Origin of the sequence: Flagellimonas sp. HMM57, assembly GCF_021390175.1 — a bacterium.
Classification (GTDB): domain Bacteria; phylum Bacteroidota; class Bacteroidia; order Flavobacteriales; family Flavobacteriaceae; genus Flagellimonas.
In genome coordinates, this window is sequence record NZ_CP090004.1 from 3,948,823 (window position 1) to 3,969,869 (window position 21,047).

At 38.8% G+C, this 21,047-nt stretch carries 17 protein-coding genes; 14 read left to right on the plus strand and 3 right to left on the minus strand.

The annotated features are described in order from the left end of the window. Nucleotides 1-134: 134 nt before the first annotated feature. Nucleotides 135-1,424 carry a M14 family metallopeptidase gene (locus LV716_RS17590; protein WP_163419083.1) on the plus strand — a complete coding sequence of 430 codons (1,290 nt, stop codon included), beginning with the start codon at nt 135-137 and terminating at the stop codon, nt 1,422-1,424. Between the two features lie 17 nt (nt 1,425-1,441). Here the strand turns inward: LV716_RS17590 and ccsA are convergent, their stop codons facing one another. Next, on the minus strand, nt 1,442-4,663 hold the full coding sequence (gene ccsA / locus LV716_RS17595) for a cytochrome c biogenesis protein (protein ID WP_163419084.1): 3,222 nt from the start codon (nt 4,661-4,663) through the stop codon (nt 1,442-1,444). Nucleotides 4,664-4,798: 135 nt separating this feature from the next. Here ccsA and LV716_RS17600 point away from each other — a divergent pair, with 135 nt between their 5' ends. The 6 genes from LV716_RS17600 to LV716_RS17625 all read left to right on the plus strand — a co-directional run bounded on the left by LV716_RS17600 (nt 4,799) and on the right by LV716_RS17625 (nt 12,104). Beyond that, nucleotides 4,799-5,560, plus strand: coding sequence for a Rossmann-like and DUF2520 domain-containing protein (locus LV716_RS17600; RefSeq protein WP_163419085.1), 762 nt, complete (start codon nt 4,799-4,801; stop codon nt 5,558-5,560). Further along, the gene (locus LV716_RS17605; protein ID WP_163419086.1) at nt 5,544-6,071 is read left to right on the plus strand and encodes an HAD family hydrolase; all 528 of its coding nucleotides are present in this window, start codon (nt 5,544-5,546) and stop codon (nt 6,069-6,071) included. The genes LV716_RS17600 and LV716_RS17605 overlap by 17 nt, the downstream gene beginning before the upstream one ends. After that, nucleotides 6,064-6,666 carry a Maf family nucleotide pyrophosphatase gene (locus LV716_RS17610; RefSeq protein WP_163419087.1) on the plus strand — a complete coding sequence of 201 codons (603 nt, stop codon included), beginning with the start codon at nt 6,064-6,066 and terminating at the stop codon, nt 6,664-6,666. Before LV716_RS17605 ends, LV716_RS17610 begins: the two co-directional genes overlap by 8 nt. Before the next feature lie 35 nt (nt 6,667-6,701). Further along, nucleotides 6,702-7,664, plus strand: a complete 963-nt coding sequence (locus tag LV716_RS17615; protein WP_163419088.1) for a septum formation inhibitor Maf — start codon at nt 6,702-6,704, stop codon at nt 7,662-7,664. A gap of 89 nt (nt 7,665-7,753) precedes the next feature. Continuing rightward, on the plus strand, nt 7,754-10,285 hold the full coding sequence (locus LV716_RS17620) for a PIG-L family deacetylase (RefSeq protein WP_163419089.1): 2,532 nt from the start codon (nt 7,754-7,756) through the stop codon (nt 10,283-10,285). Nucleotides 10,286-10,397: 112 nt separating this feature from the next. Then, nucleotides 10,398-12,104, plus strand: a complete 1,707-nt coding sequence (locus LV716_RS17625; RefSeq protein WP_163419090.1) for a sodium:solute symporter — start codon at nt 10,398-10,400, stop codon at nt 12,102-12,104. A 46-nt stretch (nt 12,105-12,150) separates the two neighbouring features. On the opposite strand, the gene LV716_RS17630 is transcribed toward LV716_RS17625, so the two are convergent. Together LV716_RS17630 and LV716_RS17635 are read right to left on the minus strand one after the other, a co-directional pair. Continuing rightward, nucleotides 12,151-12,996 carry a DUF2911 domain-containing protein gene (locus tag LV716_RS17630; protein ID WP_163419091.1) on the minus strand — a complete coding sequence of 282 codons (846 nt, stop codon included), beginning with the start codon at nt 12,994-12,996 and terminating at the stop codon, nt 12,151-12,153. An 88-nt stretch (nt 12,997-13,084) separates the two neighbouring features. Then, a complete protein-coding gene (locus tag LV716_RS17635; protein WP_163419092.1) occupies nt 13,085-14,230 on the minus strand; it encodes a hypothetical protein in 1,146 nt (381 codons plus the stop codon). Between the two features lie 122 nt (nt 14,231-14,352). On the opposite strand from LV716_RS17635, the gene LV716_RS17640 reads away from it, so the two are divergent. From LV716_RS17640 to LV716_RS17670, 7 genes are all read left to right on the plus strand, one after another. Beyond that, nucleotides 14,353-14,850 carry an SRPBCC family protein gene (locus tag LV716_RS17640; RefSeq protein ID WP_163419093.1) on the plus strand — a complete coding sequence of 166 codons (498 nt, stop codon included), beginning with the start codon at nt 14,353-14,355 and terminating at the stop codon, nt 14,848-14,850. A gap of 3 nt (nt 14,851-14,853) precedes the next feature. Next, nucleotides 14,854-15,546 (plus strand): SDR family NAD(P)-dependent oxidoreductase, encoded by a 693-nt coding sequence (locus LV716_RS17645; protein ID WP_163419094.1) that lies wholly within the window; start codon nt 14,854-14,856, stop codon nt 15,544-15,546. A 1-nt stretch (nt 15,547) separates the two neighbouring features. Beyond that, a complete protein-coding gene (locus LV716_RS17650) occupies nt 15,548-16,855 on the plus strand; it encodes a deoxyribodipyrimidine photo-lyase (protein WP_163419095.1) in 1,308 nt (435 codons plus the stop codon). 102 nt (nt 16,856-16,957) lie between these two features. Then, complete coding sequence (locus tag LV716_RS17655) at nt 16,958-18,385, plus strand: amidohydrolase (protein ID WP_163419096.1); 1,428 nt, start codon at nt 16,958-16,960, stop codon at nt 18,383-18,385. Between the two features lie 106 nt (nt 18,386-18,491). Beyond that, on the plus strand, nt 18,492-19,376 hold the full coding sequence (locus LV716_RS17660) for a VOC family protein (protein ID WP_163419097.1): 885 nt from the start codon (nt 18,492-18,494) through the stop codon (nt 19,374-19,376). Nucleotides 19,377-19,378: 2 nt separating this feature from the next. Then, a complete protein-coding gene (locus LV716_RS17665; RefSeq protein ID WP_163419098.1) occupies nt 19,379-20,380 on the plus strand; it encodes a pirin family protein in 1,002 nt (333 codons plus the stop codon). Beyond that, the gene (locus tag LV716_RS17670) at nt 20,381-20,764 is read left to right on the plus strand and encodes an alkyl hydroperoxide reductase (protein ID WP_163419099.1); all 384 of its coding nucleotides are present in this window, start codon (nt 20,381-20,383) and stop codon (nt 20,762-20,764) included. The last annotated feature ends 283 nt before the right edge of the window (nt 20,765-21,047 follow it).

A 21,047-nucleotide genomic window follows, 5' to 3' on the forward strand; every position in this document is an offset into this window, starting at 1 on the left:
AATTCTTATAACTTCATGATGGTACAAAGATGTAAAAAAAATCAATACTATTTTAAAAAATTGTGTAGCCAGCACAAAAAATTGTATCATGCAATCTTTAAACTTCATTTTTAAACCAAACTAAAAAGAATTCTATGCAATTTGTTTTTTCACGGTTCTGCATTGTATTGCTCTTATTCGTTTCATGTAAAAATGCTGCTGTTCCAGTTGCAAGTAGCTCTAATGGCTATCAAGGACAGGGAACAAATCCTGTTGTGCCCACTGTAAACAAACCTGTTCAAAAACAGTGGAAAGGCACATGGTCTTTTGATGATGATACTACTTTTTTCACAAATGATTTTGATGGCGCACGATTAAACGGAGTCGCAGCCGATGGAGATGATCATTATACTCTTTTGATCACTGCGGAGAATACACCAATAAATGTTAGTCCGTGGTATGCCTTTAAAGTTTGGACGGAGCATCCTAGGGAAATCACCATAAAACTCTCCTACCAAGATTCCAGAAGTCGTTATTACCCAAAAATAAGCTCAGACGGAATTCATTTTAAGTCCTTGGACAGCACGGCGTTCAAGGCCATAAATCCGGGCGAGGGTGAATTTGGCATAAAAGCGGCACCAGAGTTTGTGGAGCTTACCTTATCAATTAAAAAGGAACCCATATGGATAAGCGCACAGGAGCTTTATCCCTCTAAACGTGTTAACCAATGGATAGATTCACTCTCCCACAAACCATACATTTCCAACTATGAAATAGGAAGAACCACAGAAGATAGAACAATAAAGCTTATGGAAATCAAAGGAGATAGCCCCACAAAAAAAGCAGTAATGATTATCTCTAGACAGCATCCGCCAGAAGTAACGGGATTTCTTGCCATGAAGTCCTTTATTGAAACAATTTCCAGCGAAACGGCCCAAGCAAAGAAGTTTAGAAAGACCCATACTGTTTTTGTGGTACCCCTAATGAATCCAGATGGTGTGGACAATGGGCATTGGCGGCATAATATGGGAGGAATCGACCTAAACAGGGATTGGCAAAATTTTAATCAACCCGAAACCAAAAGTGTGCGGAACTTTTTGAAAAAAAAGAACAAGGAAGGATTTAAGTTCGTTTTTGGGGCCGATTTCCATTCAACTTGGGACGATATCTACTATCCTTTGGATACTACGGTAACAGGGCAAAAAGGTAAAATTGTCTTTGATTGGATTGAAAATATAAGTGATAGACTTCCACAAAAAAAATCCAACGTGGTACCTTCAGATAAGCTGGACCCAACCATGGTATCGCGCACCTATTTTTTTGTAGAACACCAAATGCCCGCAATTGTATTTGAACTTGGGGATAATACACCAAGGGACTTTTTAAAACTCAAGGGTAAAGTAGCTGCCGAAGAATTGATGCAATTGCTACTCGAAGATGACTAAGTTATTATACGCTTCATCTAAGACATGCCTGCTTCGCCAAGAGGCTCACTTTTTAGTTCTTTGCTTTTTGGAGATTGGACATAGTTTACACGGTATCGCCAATAGCTAATTGCACCAAGTACTAATATCCCCAATACGATGTACTTTACATAGTCCGGGGTTATAGCGGCCGAACCTGACTGGGCGTAACTATGCAAACCAACCAAATAAAAGTTAACACCAAAATAAGTCATCATAATCGAGCCATAAGCAGCAACACTCATAAAATTATAAAACCATCGTCCACGCAAAGCCGGAACAAAACGCATATGCAGCACAAAGGCATATATCATAATTGAAATTAGGGCCCAGGTTTCTTTAGGGTCCCAACCCCAATAACGCCCCCAGCTTTCATTGGCCCATTGACCGCCCAGAAAGTTCCCAATGGTCAACATGACCAATCCAATTGTCAGGGCCAATTCGTTGATAATGGTTAACTCCTTCAGATTGATTTCCATGCGCTCCTTGTTCTTTTTGGTCGTCAAAATCATGAGAAGTAAAGCTGTGACCCCTAGAATCATACCAACGGTCAAAGGACCATAACTGCCAACAATTACAGCAACATGAATCATTAACCAGTAGCTGTCCAAGACGGGTACTAGATTGCCAATAGCTGGGTCAACCCAACTTTGATGGGCAATAAATAGGAGCATGGAAGCAACAAAAGTACTTGCCGCTAAAGTAAGGTCGCTTTTTCTGATAAAAAGCAAGCCCAATCCCAAAGTCGCCCAACTCACATAAAGAATGCTCTCATAGGCATCACTCCAAGGCGCATGGCCAGATATGTACCATCGCAGTATCAGTCCAGCCGTATGCCAAATAAAAAGGATAACGATAATGCCCTTAAAAAAATAGGTTGCCGCTTTCCAAATTTCCCGCTCCTTAAAGATTCTGAATATGAGTACAAAAAAGAGAAAAACCCCTAACATCATATAGTACTTGTAGAGCTTATTAAAAATATCGAGCTTGTTATAAACTATCTCGACCTTTATTTTTTCATTGGAAGGTAAAACTTCGGAACCATGGTTTTTTTGGTTTTGCTTAAAAGCCTCTAGAAGCTTGTCTGCCTGGGTATAGTCTCCAGTTGCAATTGAATTTTGAAGCGTATTCAAATAGTACGGAAGTGCATTGGCCATAAAATTGGCATACAATGAGTCCTGCACTTGGTACTGCCCGGACCGAAACTCCACCGCAGATATCCATTTATTGTTCTCATCATTTAGTAGGGGAAATACTTTTAGGGTTTGACCGCTCAACGCCATCTCCAATAGCGTAAAACGCTCATGTAGCTTGATAAAGTCTTTTTGAAATTTGTTGGGGTTTGTGGTGGATGTAGCCTCCTCTAAATAAGGTTTTAAACGATACATCCCTGCTGCATCAAATAAATCTGTGGCTTTAATATATTTCTCCCCCTTTTTTACTTTTAGTATCTCCCGTATACTATCGTTTTGCTTAGAACCTAAGTTGGTAACAATAAATTCGGTGTGGTACCAAGCAACTCGGTTGAGCATCATGGATAGGAAAACTTGATCAGAATCAAGTCCACGAAATTTATCCTTACCGCTTAACTTTCTCAAAAGTTCGGAGGTAAACGTATGAAGTGGCTTCATACGCCCTCCTTCGTCTTGTACCACCAAAGCTCCAAATTTTTCAGCATGTTCCTTGGATACCGTAGTCGATTTGATTACAGAATCAATTTGTGCGCTCGTTGGTTCGGCGATGTGATTTTGGGAAGTCTCTTGCGCAAAAGAAAAGAGGCTTATGAACAAAGTAAACACCGTTAAAGCAGCTTTTTTCTTTTGTACTTTTTGTAATGATTTAGCTAAATCGCGAAATCTGGTCTTTCCAAAAAGCATGATTCCCATCAAACCTATATATAGCAGGAAATACCCAATGTATGTAATCCAAGTGCCCCAAAGGTCATGATTGACCGAAAGAACGGTTCCTTTTTCATCTGGATGAAAACTGGATTGGAAAAATCGGTATCCTTTGTGGTCCAATACATGATTCATAAAGATATCGTAATCAAAATTGCGTTCATCTTCGACCGTAATTTTACTCATAAAGGAAGCATAGCCCGCTTCCGTACCGGGATACTTTTCGGCAATGAAATCATTTAGTTGGATGGAAAAAGGAAGCTCATATATCTTGGAACCATAACTCAATGAAAAATCCAATCCACCTACCTGTACTTTGTCCGAAAAATTGGATGTGCCCTGCCCTCCCAATAGTTTTTGTTCCAAAGTTTGTCCGTTAGCCGTAATCGATACGACCAAAGCATCCTGGGTAGCTTCAGTAATCTCATCTTCGGGAACTTTTACAATGCCGTAACTACCTTTAATGAGAGGTTCGGGAATTACGAATTGCATCCCTGCCATATTGTACAGGGAACGTAGTTGAAATGTCTGTAAACTATCGCTGGCAACCGTTCCCCTCAATTGGTCTGCCATTCGCATAAAATCGCCTTCAAAAGGGGAATTTATCTGGTAATCGTTACCATCGGTATAGATATTTATTGCACCCGTAGTCTCTTTATTAAGTGCAAACAGCACATTATGGATACTGGCCACTTGTCCGTTTTCCAAAAAGTGCTCATGGCGTTCGCCGTCTCCCGCTTCAACAATTTTCAGATATTCCTTCCCGTTTTCGTCCATTACCAAGTCCTTCTTGGCACCATCCATAAAATCAACAAAGGAAATTTTGAAGGATTGTCCATTAAAATCAGATTTCCAAGGAAGGCTGGAGCGTTTTCCTTCTGCCGTTACGAGGATATCATCTTCCAATACCTTTCTGCGGGTTTCCCCTCCTACATCGCCGTCCACAAAAACTGTTAAATATGTTTTATCGGAATAGAACCTATTTTCAGAGTTTCCCTCCCTGATGGGCATCATACCCTCATAACTGATGTAGCGTGTAACAAATGCCCCTACAATGATCAAAATCCAAGATAAGTGTAATGTGAGAACTGGCCATTTTTTAAAGGTCAATAATTTGTACCGAAAAATGTTACCCATAAAATTTATCACAAAAAATATCATGATGGCCTCAAACCAGGTAGCGTTATAGATGTAGATTCTGGCAGTTTCGGTACTGTACTGACTTTCCACAAAGGTTCCAATGGCCATTGCTGTTGCAAAGACCAAAAAAAGAACAGCCATAAGTCGTGTAGAAAAAAGGGTCTTTTTTAGTAGTTCTATCATCTAGCTCAAGAAGGGTTTTAAGCATGCAAAAATACCATCTTTTTACCATTTATTGTCTTTACCGCTACTATAAAAGGTTAAACAGATTTGTTAATTATTCCAAAAAAGTATGTTGCTAAATTCGTAGTTTTGACCATGCTTTCAACAGTGATTTTAGGAACGGGAAATGTTGCACAGCATTTGTTCAAGGCATTTACCCAATCCAGCTTGGTAGAGGTGGTTCAGGTGGTCGGTAGAAAAGAAACCAATTTGGAGTACTTTTCCAAAACTACAGCGACCACAACAAACTTTGACCAAATTAAAGATGCCGATGTATACCTTATAGCTGTCAAGGATGATGCGATACCCTCTGTTTCAAGATTTCTTAAAGATAGACTGGGTATTGTTGCACACACTTCAGGTGCAGTGTCCATGGATTTCTTAGAATCAAAAAACAATGGTGTATTTTATCCATTACAAACCTTCACAAAAGGGAGGGAGATTGATTTAAAATCGGTACCCATCTGTATTGAAGCAAAACAGGAATTGGCCATTAAAGCTTTAAAAATATTGGGAAACGCTATTTCAGAATACGTCTATGAGATAAATTCCCTACAACGAAAAAAACTACATCTTGCTGCTGTATATGCCAATAACTTTGTTAATCATCTTTATGGCATAAGTGAGACTATTTGTTTGGATGAGGGACTGCCTTTTGCTTTATTACAACCTTTAATCAAGGAGACGGCCAATAAGGTACAATCCATTTCACCAAAAGAGGCACAAACGGGGCCAGCTATTAGAAACGATAAAAAAACGATGAACAGTCATTTGAAATTATTGAAAAAAGAAAGTCAAACCGAACTTTACACCTTATTAAGCAAAGCGATAAAAGAAACTCATGAAGAAAAATTATAAAGAACTTTTAAAGGACATCAGCACTTTTGTATTCGATGTGGACGGTGTATTTACAGATGGTTCCATATTGATAACCACTCAAGGCGAAATGCTGCGAAAAATGAATGTAAAAGATGGATATGCCCTTAAGACAGCCTTGCAGAAAGGATATAATGTATGTATTATTTCTGGTGGCACTAACGAAGGTGTAAAGGAACGGTTAAAAGGTCTGGGGGTTACCAATATTTATTTAGGAGCGCACTACAAGCAAGAACCCTTGGAGGAATATATGGATACTCATAACATAAATTCAAAAAACATGCTGTACATGGGTGATGATTTACCAGATATACCACCTATGAAAATGGTAGCTCTTGCCACTTCTCCCCAAAATGCAGTAGCTGAGGTCAAAGCAATTTCAGATTATGTTTCCCATAAAAATGGTGGTGATGGTTGTGTTCGTGATATTATTGAGCAGGTGTTGAAAGTACGAGGTGATTGGAACGATAATTTTAGCGCTAAAAATGATTGAAGACTCACCTCTAAAAGGAAAACTCAAGGATTACAAGCTTATTCTAGGCTCTGGGTCACCCAGAAGAAAAAAGTTTCTTGAAGAAATGGGGCTTGATTTTGAGGTACGGCCAAAATCGGTAGAAGAAATCTATCCAGACCAGTTACAGGGCGAGGAGATAGCTTCTTATTTGGCCAAATTGAAGGCAAACCCTTTTCAAAAAGAACTGGAAGCAAACGAAATAGTGCTGACCTCGGACACCGTAGTGTGGCACAAGGGAAAATCATTGGCCAAAGCCGAAGATAAAACAGACGCTTTTAATATGTTACAAACCCTGTCCAATGATTGGCACGAGGTAATCACTGCGGTATGTTTTACTTTTAAAACCATTCAAGAAGTAGTAACCGAAACCACTTTGGTCCGATTCAAGGAGCTTACATCAAAAGAAATAGATTATTACATTGATAACTACAAGCCTTATGACAAGGCAGGTGCTTACGGCATACAAGAATGGATAGGGCTTATTGGTGTTTCTGAAATAAAAGGGTCCTACAATAACGTTGTTGGATTGCCTACTCAATTAGTTTACAAAACGTTAACACGTATGGTTTCCTAGAACAGGATGCTTAATTTTATTAAAATTTATCAGCTATGAAAACTATTTTTAAGACTAAACTTACTGTTTTACTTGGGCTATTGTTTCTTTTCATACTTTCTTCATGTGTGGACAAAACAAATGCTTCCAGCAAAGAACTGGCTTTAAATGATGAAGGTACAGGAAACACTGAAGCTGTAAAAGCTCCAAAAAAGCAACTCTCCGAAGATTTTAAAAAGTATTGGTATGCTGGTAATGCCGAAATTACCTCATATACCCTTGAGCAAGCAAGATATGGCGAGCTAAGAGATGGAAACGCTGTGCTAGTTTATGTTACCGAGCCTTTTTTACCCAAAATACAGGTCAAGGCAGATCGTAGCAATCCCACTAATATTCCCGTTCTTAAATTAAATGCCACAAAAAACTACTTGACAGGTATTTATCCCTACTCTGTGATGGGAAGCACTTTTTATCCAGTTCATGACAATCAACATGCACTAAAAACTAGCTTATCCATTCAAGAGTGGTGCGGACATGTCTATTCACAAATCAACAACAGGGATTCATTTGAATTTACCTCCCACTCCTATTTTGAAGGTGAAGCCGACCAAAACCTAAAACTGGAAAAGAATATAATGGAAAATGAAATTTGGAATAAAATAAGAATCAATCCTAACGATTTGCCTGTAGGGGATTTAGAAGTAATTCCTTCCCTCGAATATATTCGACTTCGACATAAAGAATTGAAAGCTTATAAAGCAACAGCTTCATTAGATTCAAAAAGCGGTATTTCCACTTACTCTTTAGCCTATCCAGAATTGGACAGAACATTGAGCATCAACTTTACCACTGCATTTCCACATACTATTGAAAGTTGGACAGAAAGCTTTAAAAGTGGTTATGGACCTAAGGCCAAAGTAATGACCACTAAAGGCACAAAACTTAAATCCATAAGAACGGCTTATTGGGGACAAAATAGCAACAAGGACCTAATACTTAGGGATAGCTTAGGACTTTAAGGTAAGTTATGCCTTGTTAAAGATGTTTTAAATAGCACACAGTGTTATTTTGAAACTTTTATATTTGGTGCAACCACTAAAAAACTACCATGCGAAACATTTGGGTCGGTATCCTTACTATTATTATTGTTGTTTCAAATTCATTAGCCCAAAAACCAAATAAACCTTCTTCCACAGAAATTCACCATAACCTTCAAAAATTGAACTTTTTGGGTACGGCGCTTTTCATTGCAGCACATCCAGATGATGAAAATACAAGACTGATTTCATACTTATCCAATCATGATAAAGCCAGGACTGTCTATCTTTCACTTACGCGAGGTGATGGCGGTCAAAATCTGATAGGTTCTGAATTAAGGGAGTTACTGGGGGTATTAAGAACACAGGAGTTATTGGCGGCAAGAAGAGTCGATGGCGGTGAACAATGGTTTACCAGAGCCAATGATTTTGGATATTCCAAACATCCAAAGGAAACGCTCAAGATTTGGGATAAGGAAAACGTTTTAGGTGATGTCGTTTGGGCCATCAGAAATTTAAAGCCCGATATAGTCATAAATCGTTTTGACCATAGAACTGCGGGCACTACACATGGACATCATACTTCTTCAGCGATATTGAGCATGGAAGCGTTCAACTTGGCCAATGATGCTAGCGCATATCCCGAACAATTGGAATTGACTTCTACGTGGCAGCCCAAACGAGCTTTTTTTAATACATCATGGTGGTTTTATGGAAGTCGGGAAAATTTTGAAAAAGCGGATAAATCCAACCTGATAAAGTTGGACGTTGGCGTATATTATCCAGAACTGGGTCTTTCCAACAACGAGATAGCATCAATAGCCAGTAGCCAACACCTATGTCAAGGTTTTGGACGTTTGACAACCAGGGGCTCTCAAGACGAATATGTGGAATTGCTAAAAGGTGACCTGCCCAAAAGTGCTAATTTGTTTGAGGGCATCAATACAACTTGGTCCAGAATAAAAGGTGGAAAAGCTATTGGTGATATTTTGTATGCCGTTGAGGAAAATTTCAATTTTTCAAATCCATCAAAACATATCCCCGAATTATTACAAGCGTATCAACTCCTTCAGAAAGTTGATGATAAACATTGGAAAACCTTAAAATCCGAGGAACTCAAAGCACTTATTTTGGACTGTGCGGGTCTTTATTTAGAAGCTAATGCCCTATCGGCCTCAACAACTGTTGAGAATGAAGTTGAACTGAGCATAGAAGCCGTAAACAGAAGTGCCGCTAGTATTGTGTTGAGAGAAATTAAGATTTCAGGAACGGATAGCACCCATTCCGCTGATAAAAATCTAGAAAACAATAAAAAGGAAGAGCTCAAATTGACATTCATGGTCCCCAGTACAAAAACCAATTCTGGGCCTTATTGGTTAAATGAATCAGGTAGTCTTGGGATGTATACGGTAAAAAATCAAAAAATGATTGGCAAGGCCGAAACACCAAATGCCTTTAATGCGATCTTCACCTTGGATTTTGATGGAATCGAAATTGAATTTGAAAAACCGATTATCCATAGATATTCAAAACCAGAAAAAGGGGAACTTTATGAACCTTTTGTAGTTTTACCCGAAGTAACAACAAGTATTAAGGACAAAGTATTGATTTTTTCAGATGCCAAAACAAAAAATGTTACTGTGAGTATTAAGGCTAGAAAAAATAATGTCCAAGGAAAAATTGGATTAGAACATCCAAAAGGTTGGAATGTAGTGCCTGATAAAATAGATTTTTCCATACTGCAAAAAGGACAGGAACAATCTGTAACTTTTAAAGTCACTCCGCCATTGAATGATAGTGAAGGAAAAGTTTCCCCTTTCGTCACCATTGGTAATAAAACCTATACCAAAGAGCTTGTAGAAATAGATTATGACCATATTCCAAAACAATCCGTTCTCCTCCCTTCCGAAGCAAAGGTAGTTCGAATGAACATCCAAAAAACTGGGGAACATATTGGCTATATCATGGGTGCAGGCGATAAAGTTCCTGAAAGTTTAGAGCAAATAGGGTACCAAGTCCACCTTATAGACCCTAGTTCCATCAAAAAGGGCCAATTGGAAAAATATGATGCCATAGTAGTAGGCATAAGAGCCTACAATAAAGTAGATGCCCTAAAATTCAAGCAGCCTGTTCTGTTTGATTATGTAAAAAACGGCGGAAATCTCATTGTACAATACAACACCGCTGGAAGATGGAGGAAACAGTTTGAAAATATAGCTCCTTTCGATTTAACGCTTTCCAGAAATAGGGTGACCGACGAGACAGCAACAGTTAAAATCATAGCGCAAAACCATTCGCTTATAAACTTCCCAAATTCCATTGTGGAACGTGATTTTGATGGATGGGTTCAAGAAAGAGGCCTATACTTTCCAAAAGAATGGAGTGAAGAATTTACCCCTATTCTTTCCATGAGCGACGAAGGTGAAAAACCCACGGAAGGTAGCCTTTTAGTAGCACCGTATGGAGAAGGTCACTATATTTATACAGGATTGAGCTTTTTTAGAGAACTCCCAGCTGGAGTTTCTGGAGCATATAAACTTTTTGCAAATATGCTTTCTATAGGAAAAAGTGAAGTTAAAACCGAAACTAATGTCAAAGGATAGTATGGAAAATAAAGCGGAATGGAAGAGGGAGTATACCATAGTCCTCTTGCTCAATGTGTTTTATATCCTAATCTTTTACTTCATCATGGTATTAAACAACTAAAAAGCCTTAATGGGTATATTAGACTGGATTGTTCTTGGCAGTGCATTACTATTTATTGTTGGATATGGGGTTGTGAAAACCCGTGGCAGCAAAAATGTAGAGGATTATGTTCGTGGTGGCAATGACGCAAAATGGTGGACTATTGGGCTCTCCGTTATGGCCACGCAAGCTAGTGCCATTACTTTTTTGTCCACACCCGGCCAAGCTTTTCATGACGGTCTGGGATTTGTACAATTTTATTTTGGGTTGCCACTCGCCATGGTAGCCATCTGTATAATCTTTATTCCCATATATAGAAAGCTAAAGGTTTATACCGCATATGAAATGTTGGAGGGCAGGTTTGATTTGAAAACGCGCTCGTTGACTGCTATACTTTTTCTAATTCAACGTGGACTGGCAGCTGGAATTACCATTTTTGCCCCTTCCATTATTTTATCTGCTGTATTGGGTTGGGATTTACGTACGTTAAATATCATCATTGGAATTTTAGTTATCATTTATACCGTATCAGGAGGGACAAAAGCGGTAAACGTAACCCAAAAACAGCAGATGTTCGTCATTATGGTGGGTATGTTCTTTGCCTTCTTTTTTATTCTGGGTTCTTTACCAACCGGTGTATCTTTTGGTGAGGCCCTTAAAATAGCAGGGGCAAACAATAAATTGCAAATTCTTGATTTTAGCCTAGACACCGATAACAGATATACGTTTTGGAGCGGTATCACTGGTGGATTCTTTTTGGCATTGGCTTACTTTGGAACAGATCAGAGTCAAGTACAACGTTACCTTTCGGGAAAATCGATAAGAGAAAGCCAATTAGGGCTAATATTCAATGGAATTTTTAAGATTCCCATGCAATTTTTCATTCTTTTGGTCGGCGTCATGGTCTTTGTTTTTTATCAATACAATCCATCTCCCTTAAACTTTAACCCTGCAGCCACACAAGCCGTAATGGAATCGGAATATGTTGATGAATATATAGCATTACAGCAAGAACACCTGAACCTGGAAAAAGAAAAGAAAATGGCGCAAAATGCCTTTTCCGCTGCTTTGGAACTGAAAGAATATAATGCAGTACAGCAAGCCAAACAGGATATTCTAAAAATAAATCAAAAGGAAAGAGCAAGCAGAAATACGGCGAAAACCCTCATTGCCAAAGCTGACGATACCATTGAGACCAATGACAAAGACTACGTTTTCATTCATTTTATTTTAGATAATCTACCTACAGGGCTTATTGGATTGCTTTTAGCAGTTATTCTTTCCGCAGCAATGTCTTCTACAGCTTCTGAGTTAAATGCTCTTGGAACAATTACTGCACTTGACCTTTATAAAAGAAACACTAAAAAGAATCTTGACGAAAACCACTATGTCTTCGTAACGAAGGGATTTACCTTACTGTGGGGAATTGTAGCTATTGTTATTGCTTGTGTTGCCAATTTATTTGATAACCTTATACAGCTGGTCAATATTATAGGTTCTATTTTCTATGGCAATGTATTGGGTATTTTTTTACTGGCATTCTTCTTTAAGTTTGTTAAGGGCAACGCCGTTTTTATTGCTGCTCTAGTAACCCAAATCATAGTAATTATAGGATGGTACTTAGACTGGATGTCCTATTTATGGTTAAATGCTTTTGGTTGTGTGTTGGTTATAGGTATTGCTTTTATTATTGAGAGCTTTGATAGTTTCTTAAGAAAACCTCCCATAAAAACATAAAAAACCCACGATGAAACGTGGGTCTTATTAGTTATAAAAGCGAAAGCTATTTTGCTCCCCACTCTTTTAAAGAATCCTTGTTCATTTTTACATAATCAGCGTTTCCTGCTTCTTCAGCAGCAGCAAGTGATTTTTTAGCAGTTTCTATTGCTGCTTTTTTATCTCCGGCTTTTGCATAAATTAAGGACTGCTGGCGAAGCTGCCAAAATCTTGGCTCTTTTGTCATGGACATTGCTTTGTCCATCCATTCTTTAGCCTTAGCGATATCTTTATCTTCATTTAAATAATAAACCGCAGCGGTATAATAATCTCCGGCGCTTGGTCCTGCCATGGTAGCTTCAATGTCTTTCATGACTGTAACGTCCGCTGGAACTCCGAAAGGAACTGCCAGATATGTTTTTTCCCACATGATTCCTAAATTGGCACCATTGTTCGTTAAATCGTCAATAGTAATAGTAAATGTCTCTACGTTAACCGGCATTTGAAAAGTTTCGACAGTAGCTTTAGCTACAACTTTACTGTCATCCCAATCTCTTGGGGTTCCACCACCTTGCGTATCCGTGTAAAAGAATACTTCCCAATTGGAAGCTGTTGGCTTCGTGAAAATGGAATACGTTCCAGCCTCTACTTCTTGACCAGCTATAGTCACATCGGTACTAAAGCTAATCGTAGTGTAAGCATTTGCACCTGTACGCCATAGTTTATCAAAAGGAACCAAATTTCCAAAAATTGTTCTACCACGCATAGAAGGTCTTGAGTAATCTACCTTTACATCGGTCAAACCTACCTTTTGTTCCAGTTTGGAAGCAGGACTAGGTGCAGGTGTTGTAATCTGCGATTGCATAGCAAAGGAAACCGAAACAACGCATAAGAAAATGAGTAATTTTTTCATTTTGAAAGTGTTTTAGATTGTTAGTGAAGCAAAACTAAAGATAAAGCCATATCAGATTTGTTAAGGGATTCTTAAAAGAAAACGACGGTCAGCGAATAACAAACGGTCTTGAAAGTATCCCCCTTTTTAAGTAAAACGATAAAAAATAAACTGAGGGTCGCAATGAAGAAGTGTCCACTTCCCCATCTTTAAGCGCAACATTGGAGTTGTAAAAAATTCGCTTGCCCGTCATATCAAAGATGGCTTGTTCAAAACCTGTATCTTCTGTAGTCAATTGATAACTTAATGAAGTGGACCCATTGGGCTGAAACAACAATAATCCACTTTCAGTTTTTATACTTTGGGGAGCTATTTTTGGTTCGAGTTCAAAAAAAAATAAGCGGGACAGAGATACAATCTGAAATGAGGTATTGGTATAATTTTCACATGTAAAAAAGTATCTGTTTTCTGAATGTGCAATGGATTCTACTTGTGCTATGCCCGTATTCAAAGGTGCTTTAGAAATCGTACCTGAAAAGATGGATGTATCGTTCATACCCGATACTTCAACGAAAAAAGGTAATAATAAACGGGAATAGCCAACCAATACCAACTGTTGTTTTGATTCATTATACGTTGCACCGGTAATCAGACCTTCAACTTGATAACTATCCAGTCGCTGAGCAATATGGTTTCCCGACAGTTTGGGAAGCTTATATGCAACCGTTCCCGCACTTTTCCACTGCTTTGTCAAGACCACCAACTCATCTTTATAAGCAAAAAGCGCTTCCGCATCCCAATCACTATTGGGTCCAGCTGCAAAATCCGATTGGTCTTCATAAGTAAATTCAATGACCTCTGCCGTGATAGCATCCGAGACCAAATACGCTTCTTTAGATATTTTATAGATGCGTAAATCTGTCCTGTTTCCATTAAAATTTCCAAAATCCCCAATATAAATATGGTCTTCATCTTGGGCCAGGTCTTCCCAATCCGTATTCAACGCATTTGTTATTTGAACGATTCTTAAAATTTCTCCGTTAGTTGGATCAATTTCAAAAAGTTCTGGGGTATTTCCAGAGTCATTATGGGTTATCAATTTATCATCAAAATAAATGAGCCCAGATGTCTCTCCTATCCGTTCCTCCAAATTACCAATTTCGATAGCTTCGGTCTGCGCAAAAATTGATGAGCCCAAGAAAAAACATAAAAACCATATGCTTTTATGAGCTATGTTATTGATAATCTTAAACATGATGCTCAAAATAGTAATAAAACATGTAACTCTATTCATCATTACATTGCAAAAATCAATTATGTTTAACCTTTAAAGTTTTTTGTTAAACAAATTGAAGGTATATTTGTAAAAACAGTTTTATGAAGTTATACCAACTACATGCAAAGCAACAATTACCTATATCCAAATCTGATGCATGGGATTTCTTATCCAACCCAAAAAATCTTAAGGTAATTACACCGGAAAAGATGGGGTTTCAGATAGTTTCAGGAGCTGAAAGACCAATGTTTCCTGGTCAAATTATCCAATACAAAGTATCTCCATTTCCAGGTTTTAAAACAAAATGGGTGTCAGAAATCACTCATGTTAAGCAAGGAGAGTATTTCGTAGATGCCCAGTTATTCGGTCCTTATGAACTATGGCATCACAAGCATTTTATTTCAGAAATTGAAGGTGGTGTGGAGATGGAGGATATCATAGACTATAAAATTCCTTTTGGTATTTTGGGACAAATAGCACACCCTATATTGGTAAAAGGTCAATTAGCATCAATTTTTAAATTTAGAGAGCAAAAATTAACAGAATTATTTGGTTCTATTGAAGGCTCCCAAACAGAAATACATTTTAAATCGTTTTAAATTATGAGCAAGAATATTCTTTTAATAGGGGGTTCACATGGCATTGGTTTAGCAATGGCTGAACAATTGCAAAAAGACCACAATGTCTTTATCGCTTCGCGTACAAGTGAGGAGTTGGGCAGTTTAAATGTAACGCACATTCCGTTTGATGCCACTACGGACAAGCTTGATACTTCGGTATTACCCGATGAAATACACGGATTTGCATACTGCCCGGGGAGCATCAATCTAAAACCTTTTAAAATGATGAGTACGGATACATTCCAGGAAGATATGCAGCTTAACTTCTTTGGATTGGTGAAAACGGTAAAAGAAGTCATAGGCAAAATGGTCGAAGGCAGTAGTATGGTATTTTTCAGTACTGTTGCCGTTGGCACGGGAATGCCCTTTCATACCAGTGTTGCTGCTGCGAAGGGGGCCATAGAAGGGTTTGCAAAATCTATGGCTGCCGAGTATGCGCCAAAAATAAGAGTGAACGTTGTAGCACCATCTTTGGTTGATACTCCCTTGGCAAAACGACTGCTCAGCAATGATAGAAAAATGGAAATGATGTCGCAACGGCATCCCTTAAAAAGAGTGGGGACTGTAAATGATATTGCCAGCATTGCCCTGTTCTTACTCAGTGACGACAGTACCTGGATGACGGGACAAATTGTAGGTGTTGATGGTGGAATGTCTACATTGAACATAAGCTAGAATGAACAAAGAAGTTTCGGTTTTTTGGTTTAGAAGAGATTTGCGCTTAGACGATAATGTCGGTTTTTTAGAAGCGCTGAAAGGCGATTATCCCATATTGCCCATTTTCATTTTTGATTCTGATATTTTGGATAAACTTCCAACAGATGATGCGCGTGTGACCTTTTTACATGAAACGCTGCAAAAAATGCGAACTGAGCTTCAGGAAAATCATGGCAGTTCCATTGCAATGTACCACGGCAAACCCGAAGCTGTTTTTGGGAAACTAAGTAAAGATTTCAATATAAAACAAGTATACACCAACCATGATTATGAACCGTATGCCAGAGAACGTGATGAACAGATAAAACAACTACTTTCCGAAAAAGATATAGCGTTTAAGACCTTTAAAGACCAAGTCATCTTTGAAAAGGATGAGGTGGTAAAGGACGATGGTGACCCTTATGTAGTATATACGCCGTATAAAAATAGATGGAAATCCATCTTTAAGGAAGAATATGTAAAGCCCCATGATACAAATGAGCATTTAGGCAATCTAGTACAAAATCCGGAATTGCCCAATCTTTCACTTTCGGAAATGGGTTTTAAGGCTGCTTCCATAAAAGTGCCCGATTATACCGTAACCCCGTCGCTGATTCAGAATTATGAGGACACCCGAAACTTTCCCGCTAAGGAAAACGGAACTTCTCGCTTAGGACCGCACTTGCGTTTTGGTACAGTCTCCATCCGAAACATGATCAAAAAAGCGATAGCAGAACAAAATGAGGTGTTTTGGAGCGAACTCATTTGGCGTGAATTCTTCATGCAGATTCTCTGGCATTTCCCTCATACTAAGGATAGCGCTTTTAGACCAAAGTATGACCGAATCGAATGGCGTAACAACGAAGATGAATTCGAAAAATGGAAAAATGGGGAAACTGGTTATGCATTGGTTGATGCAGGAATGCGGGAATTGAACCAAACCGGATATATGCACAACAGGGTTCGAATGCTGGTGGCCAGTTTCCTCTGTAAGCACCTTTTAATAGATTGGAGATGGGGTGAAGCTTATTTTGCAGAAAAGTTATTGGATTACGACATGAGTTCCAATGTTGGTAACTGGCAATGGGCAGCAGGCAGCGGTGTAGATGCAGCACCCTACTTTAGAATATTCAATCCCATGACACAAATAGACAAGTTCGATAAACAAAAAGAATACATCAACAGATGGGTCACGGATCTTCAGGAATTTACGTACCCAGATAAAATGGTAGACCATAAAATGGCACGGGAACGTTGTTTAAAGGTATACAAAGAGGCTGTAAGTTAACTCTTTTTCAGTATTTTAGTAATAAAGTATTTATATCTGCCCTTGAGATATTTTTGGGCTGCGAACTTAAGACTAATCCATACTAACCTTTCAAACTTCAAAATGAAAAAACTGATTACCCTATTGATTTTAAGCTTACTCTCGGTAAGCCTTTATCCACAGAAGATAAGCAAAAACAAAAAAGCGGTTATTGCCTCCGTCGAAAACCACAAAGAGAATCTTATTAAAATAAGTGACTCTATTTGGACATTTGCCGAAACTGCATTCAATGAATCTAAATCTGCCGAAGTATTGGCTAAATACGCTGAAAAAAACGGGCTGACCGTAACGCGTGGTGTCGCAGATATCCCAACAGCTTTTACGGCTACCTATGGTTCAGGAAAGCCTGTAATCAGCATTTTGGGGGAATTTGATGCCTTACCTGGATTGTCGCAAAACACAGTACCTACAAAAGACCCGCGTATCGAAGGAGCACCAGGACATGGCTGTGGTCACAACATGTTCGGTGCAGCCAGTTTGGGTGCTGCAATCGCCATTAAAGAACAAATTGAAGCTGGAAAGTTAAAAGGGACGGTTAAATTTTTAGGGACGCCAGCGGAAGAAAAATATTTTGCAAAAGTCTGGATGGTAAAAGCAGGGCTTTGGGATGATGTGGATGTAAACATTAGCTGGCACCCAAGCTCTAAAATAGAGGCAGATGTACAGAGCGGACTTTCTTTAATAGATTTTATAGTTGAATTTACAGGTCAGGCGGCACACGCTTCAGCAGACCCTTGGAACGGACGTAGCGCATCGGATGCTTTGGAGCTCTATACAACAGGAATTAATTATTACCGTGAGCATATACGTCCTACCTCGCGTATTCATTACCACATTCAAGATGGAGGTCAGGTTGTCAATGTTGTACCCGATTATTCCAAAATATGGGTACGCGTACGTGATCCAAAACGAAAAATAATGCTTCCCACCTATGAACAGGTCAAGAAAATGGCAGAAGGTGCTGCAATTATGGCCAATGTTGATTATAAGATATCGTTGGTTTCTGGAATTTATGAAACTTTGGTGAATCGTTCCGGAGGTGAGATCATGCAAAAAAACTTGGAACTTTTAGGTCCGATTACTTATACCGAAGAAGAAACAGTTTTTGGAAAAGCCATACAAAAAGCCACTGGAAAACCAGAAATTGGTATGGATAGTGGAATTAAACCTTTGCGGGAAACAGAAGAGAATCCTGGTGGCGGTTCAACTGATGTTGGAGACGTAAGTTGGAACGTACCTAATATCAATTTAGGAGTAACCGTAGCACCCAAAGATACCCCTTGGCATTCTTGGGCAGTGGTTGCATGCGGTGCCATGAGTATTGGTCACAAAGGGATGGTCTATGCTTCAAAAGCCATGGCAATGACCATGACAGATCTTTTTGAGAATCCGAAATTGGTCGAAAAAGTAAAAGAAGAATACAAAACCCGAAAAGGTGACGAGAAATACGAAGCTATGATCGATGGTCCACCACCTATTGGAGGGAATTAACAAAATATAGATATACAAATTCAAGTATCATAAATACCTTTTTTGAGCACACGGGTTGACACAAATCATAAAAGAAATAATAACTGTCAATCCTCTTAATCAAACGATGAAGAATACTATATTACTATTGGCTTTAGGATTATTTACTATATCCCATGGTCAACAAAATAAGCTTGATTTTTTTGATAACCTTATTAATAAGAATTGGCAGGCCGAAGGCAATTGGACAGATGGTTCAAAGTTTAAACAGGAAATCAAGTTTCAATATAGCTTGGACAGTACTTTGGTTCTTGCCAAATCCAAAGGATTTACCAACAAAGAGCAGACCAATTATGGAGATCGAAATCATGGTATACGTAAATATGATGCAAATTCAGATACGATAAGATTTTGGGAGTTTGATGTTTTTGGCGGAATTACTGAAGGTAGCGTCACCACAAAGGGCAAAGATATCATCTATTCCTACACGTATGGTGAAACTACAGTAACCGATTACTGGGAATATGTAGATACCGACACCTACAATTTTACCGTTGGTGATTATGTGGATGGTGGATGGAAACAAATTTATTTGAACACACGGTTTAAGGCAGCTAAAGATCTCGATATCGCCTTTACCTTTGACCATCAATCTTTGGTAGTCACCAACCTAATGAAAACGGGAGATTTTTATGAAAGAGTCTTTGGATTCAAAGAAATACCACATCCAGAGAAAAAACCAGGGTTTAGATGGTTCAATATGTATGGAAATGCCCAACTGCACCTTATAAAAAAAGACGCTATCGAATTTAAAAAAGACAAAAGCATACACTTATGCCTTGCTGTTGGGAATTTGGAAAAATTTATTGGCCATCTCATTACCAATGATATAGACTTTTATGATTGGCCCGGCAACAAAGGTTCTGTGACAGACAGGGCAGATGGCGTAAAACAAATCTATATTCAAGACCCAGAGGGGTATTGGATTGAAATTAATACAGCAAAACATTGATTATGAGCAACGCAATTCTTCAAACCATTCCTTTGGGCTTTCCTTGGCAAACGCAGGATCCTTTTCTGTTTTGCGTGTATCACCTGGATCATTATCCTAAAGGAAATGAAGACATGGGGCCGGACCCTATTCTTCTTGAAGGTAGAAACTTGGGCAATGATTTTACCATAAAGGATGGTTGGCGCATGTACCACGGCCAGACCATACCTGGATTTCCATACCACCCACATCGTGGTTTTGAAACCATTACCATTGTAAACAAGGGATACTGCGACCATTCGGATTCCCTAGGTGCTGCAGGAAGGTTTGGTGAAGGCGATACCCAATGGATGACAGCGGGAAGAGGTGTTCAACACTCTGAAATGTTTCCATTACTTAACACGGATAATGACAATCCTTTAGAGCTTTTTCAGATTTGGCTCAACCTTCCCAAAGCTGATAAATTTGTAGAGCCTCACTTTAAAATGTTATGGCACGAAGACATCCCTGTAATCGATGAAGGTAATGCTCAGATAAAGGTGATAGCGGGAAATTACAGAGGAACCCAAGCCAATGAACCTGCACCTAATTCATGGGCGACCAATCCAGAAAATGAAGTCGCCATTTGGAACATTCATGTAGACGCCAATAGTGAATTTAAAGTACCAAAAGCAAATTCGGAAGTAAGCAGGACACTCTATTTTTATGAAGGTTCCGAAATCTACTTTGGTGACCGAAAAATCAACCCTAATTTTGGGATTCTATTGAATGCATCACAGGATGTTACCATTAAAATTGGGGAAAAGAAGGCTCATTTTCTTATGTTACAGGGAAAGCCAATCGATGAGCCTGTTGCCAAATACGGACCTTTTGTAATGAATACACAAGCAGAGATACAACAAGCTATGGAAGAATACCAACTTACCCAATTTGGTGGATGGCCATGGCCCCATGCTGACAATGTTCATGATAAAGAAAAAGGACGTTTTGCTAAATATCCAGATGGAACATTAGTTGAAAAATAAATGAAACTTACGCTAAAATTGGCTGCAATCTATAATGTGATTTGGGGTGCTTGGGTCGTTTTATTCCCGAATCATTTCTTTGAGCTCGTAGGCATGGAACCACTTAATCATCCTATGGTGTGGCAAGGCATGGGCATGGTAATAGGGGTTTACGGATTAGGCTATTGGTGGGCTTCCTATGATCTTATGCGACATTGGCCTATCGTAGCTGTTGGATTTCTTGGTAAAATATTCGGGCCTTTGGGATTTCTGTTCAACTATATCCAAGACATCGTCCCTTTTGAGTTCATTTATACCCTCATAACCAATGATTTTATCTGGTGGATTCCTTTCTTTCTAATTTTGAAAAAAGTTCATACAGATTACAAGTGGAAGCTAACGTAATGAAAAGGATTTTCTTCTATGCATTTGTTGTTTTCTATTTCCTCGCAGGTATCTATCATTTTGTAAATCCTGAATTTTATTACAGCCTTATTCCAGATTATCTTCCTTTTCCCAAGTTGTTGAATGCTGTAAGTGGCCTTTCAGAAATAACCTTTGGAGTTTTAGTCCTGTTTTCCAAAACAAGAAAAATTGGGGGTTATGTAATTATACTACTTCTTTTGCTATTTATACCTTCACACATTTATTTCATACAAACAGGTTCCTGTGCTGATAACAGTTTGTG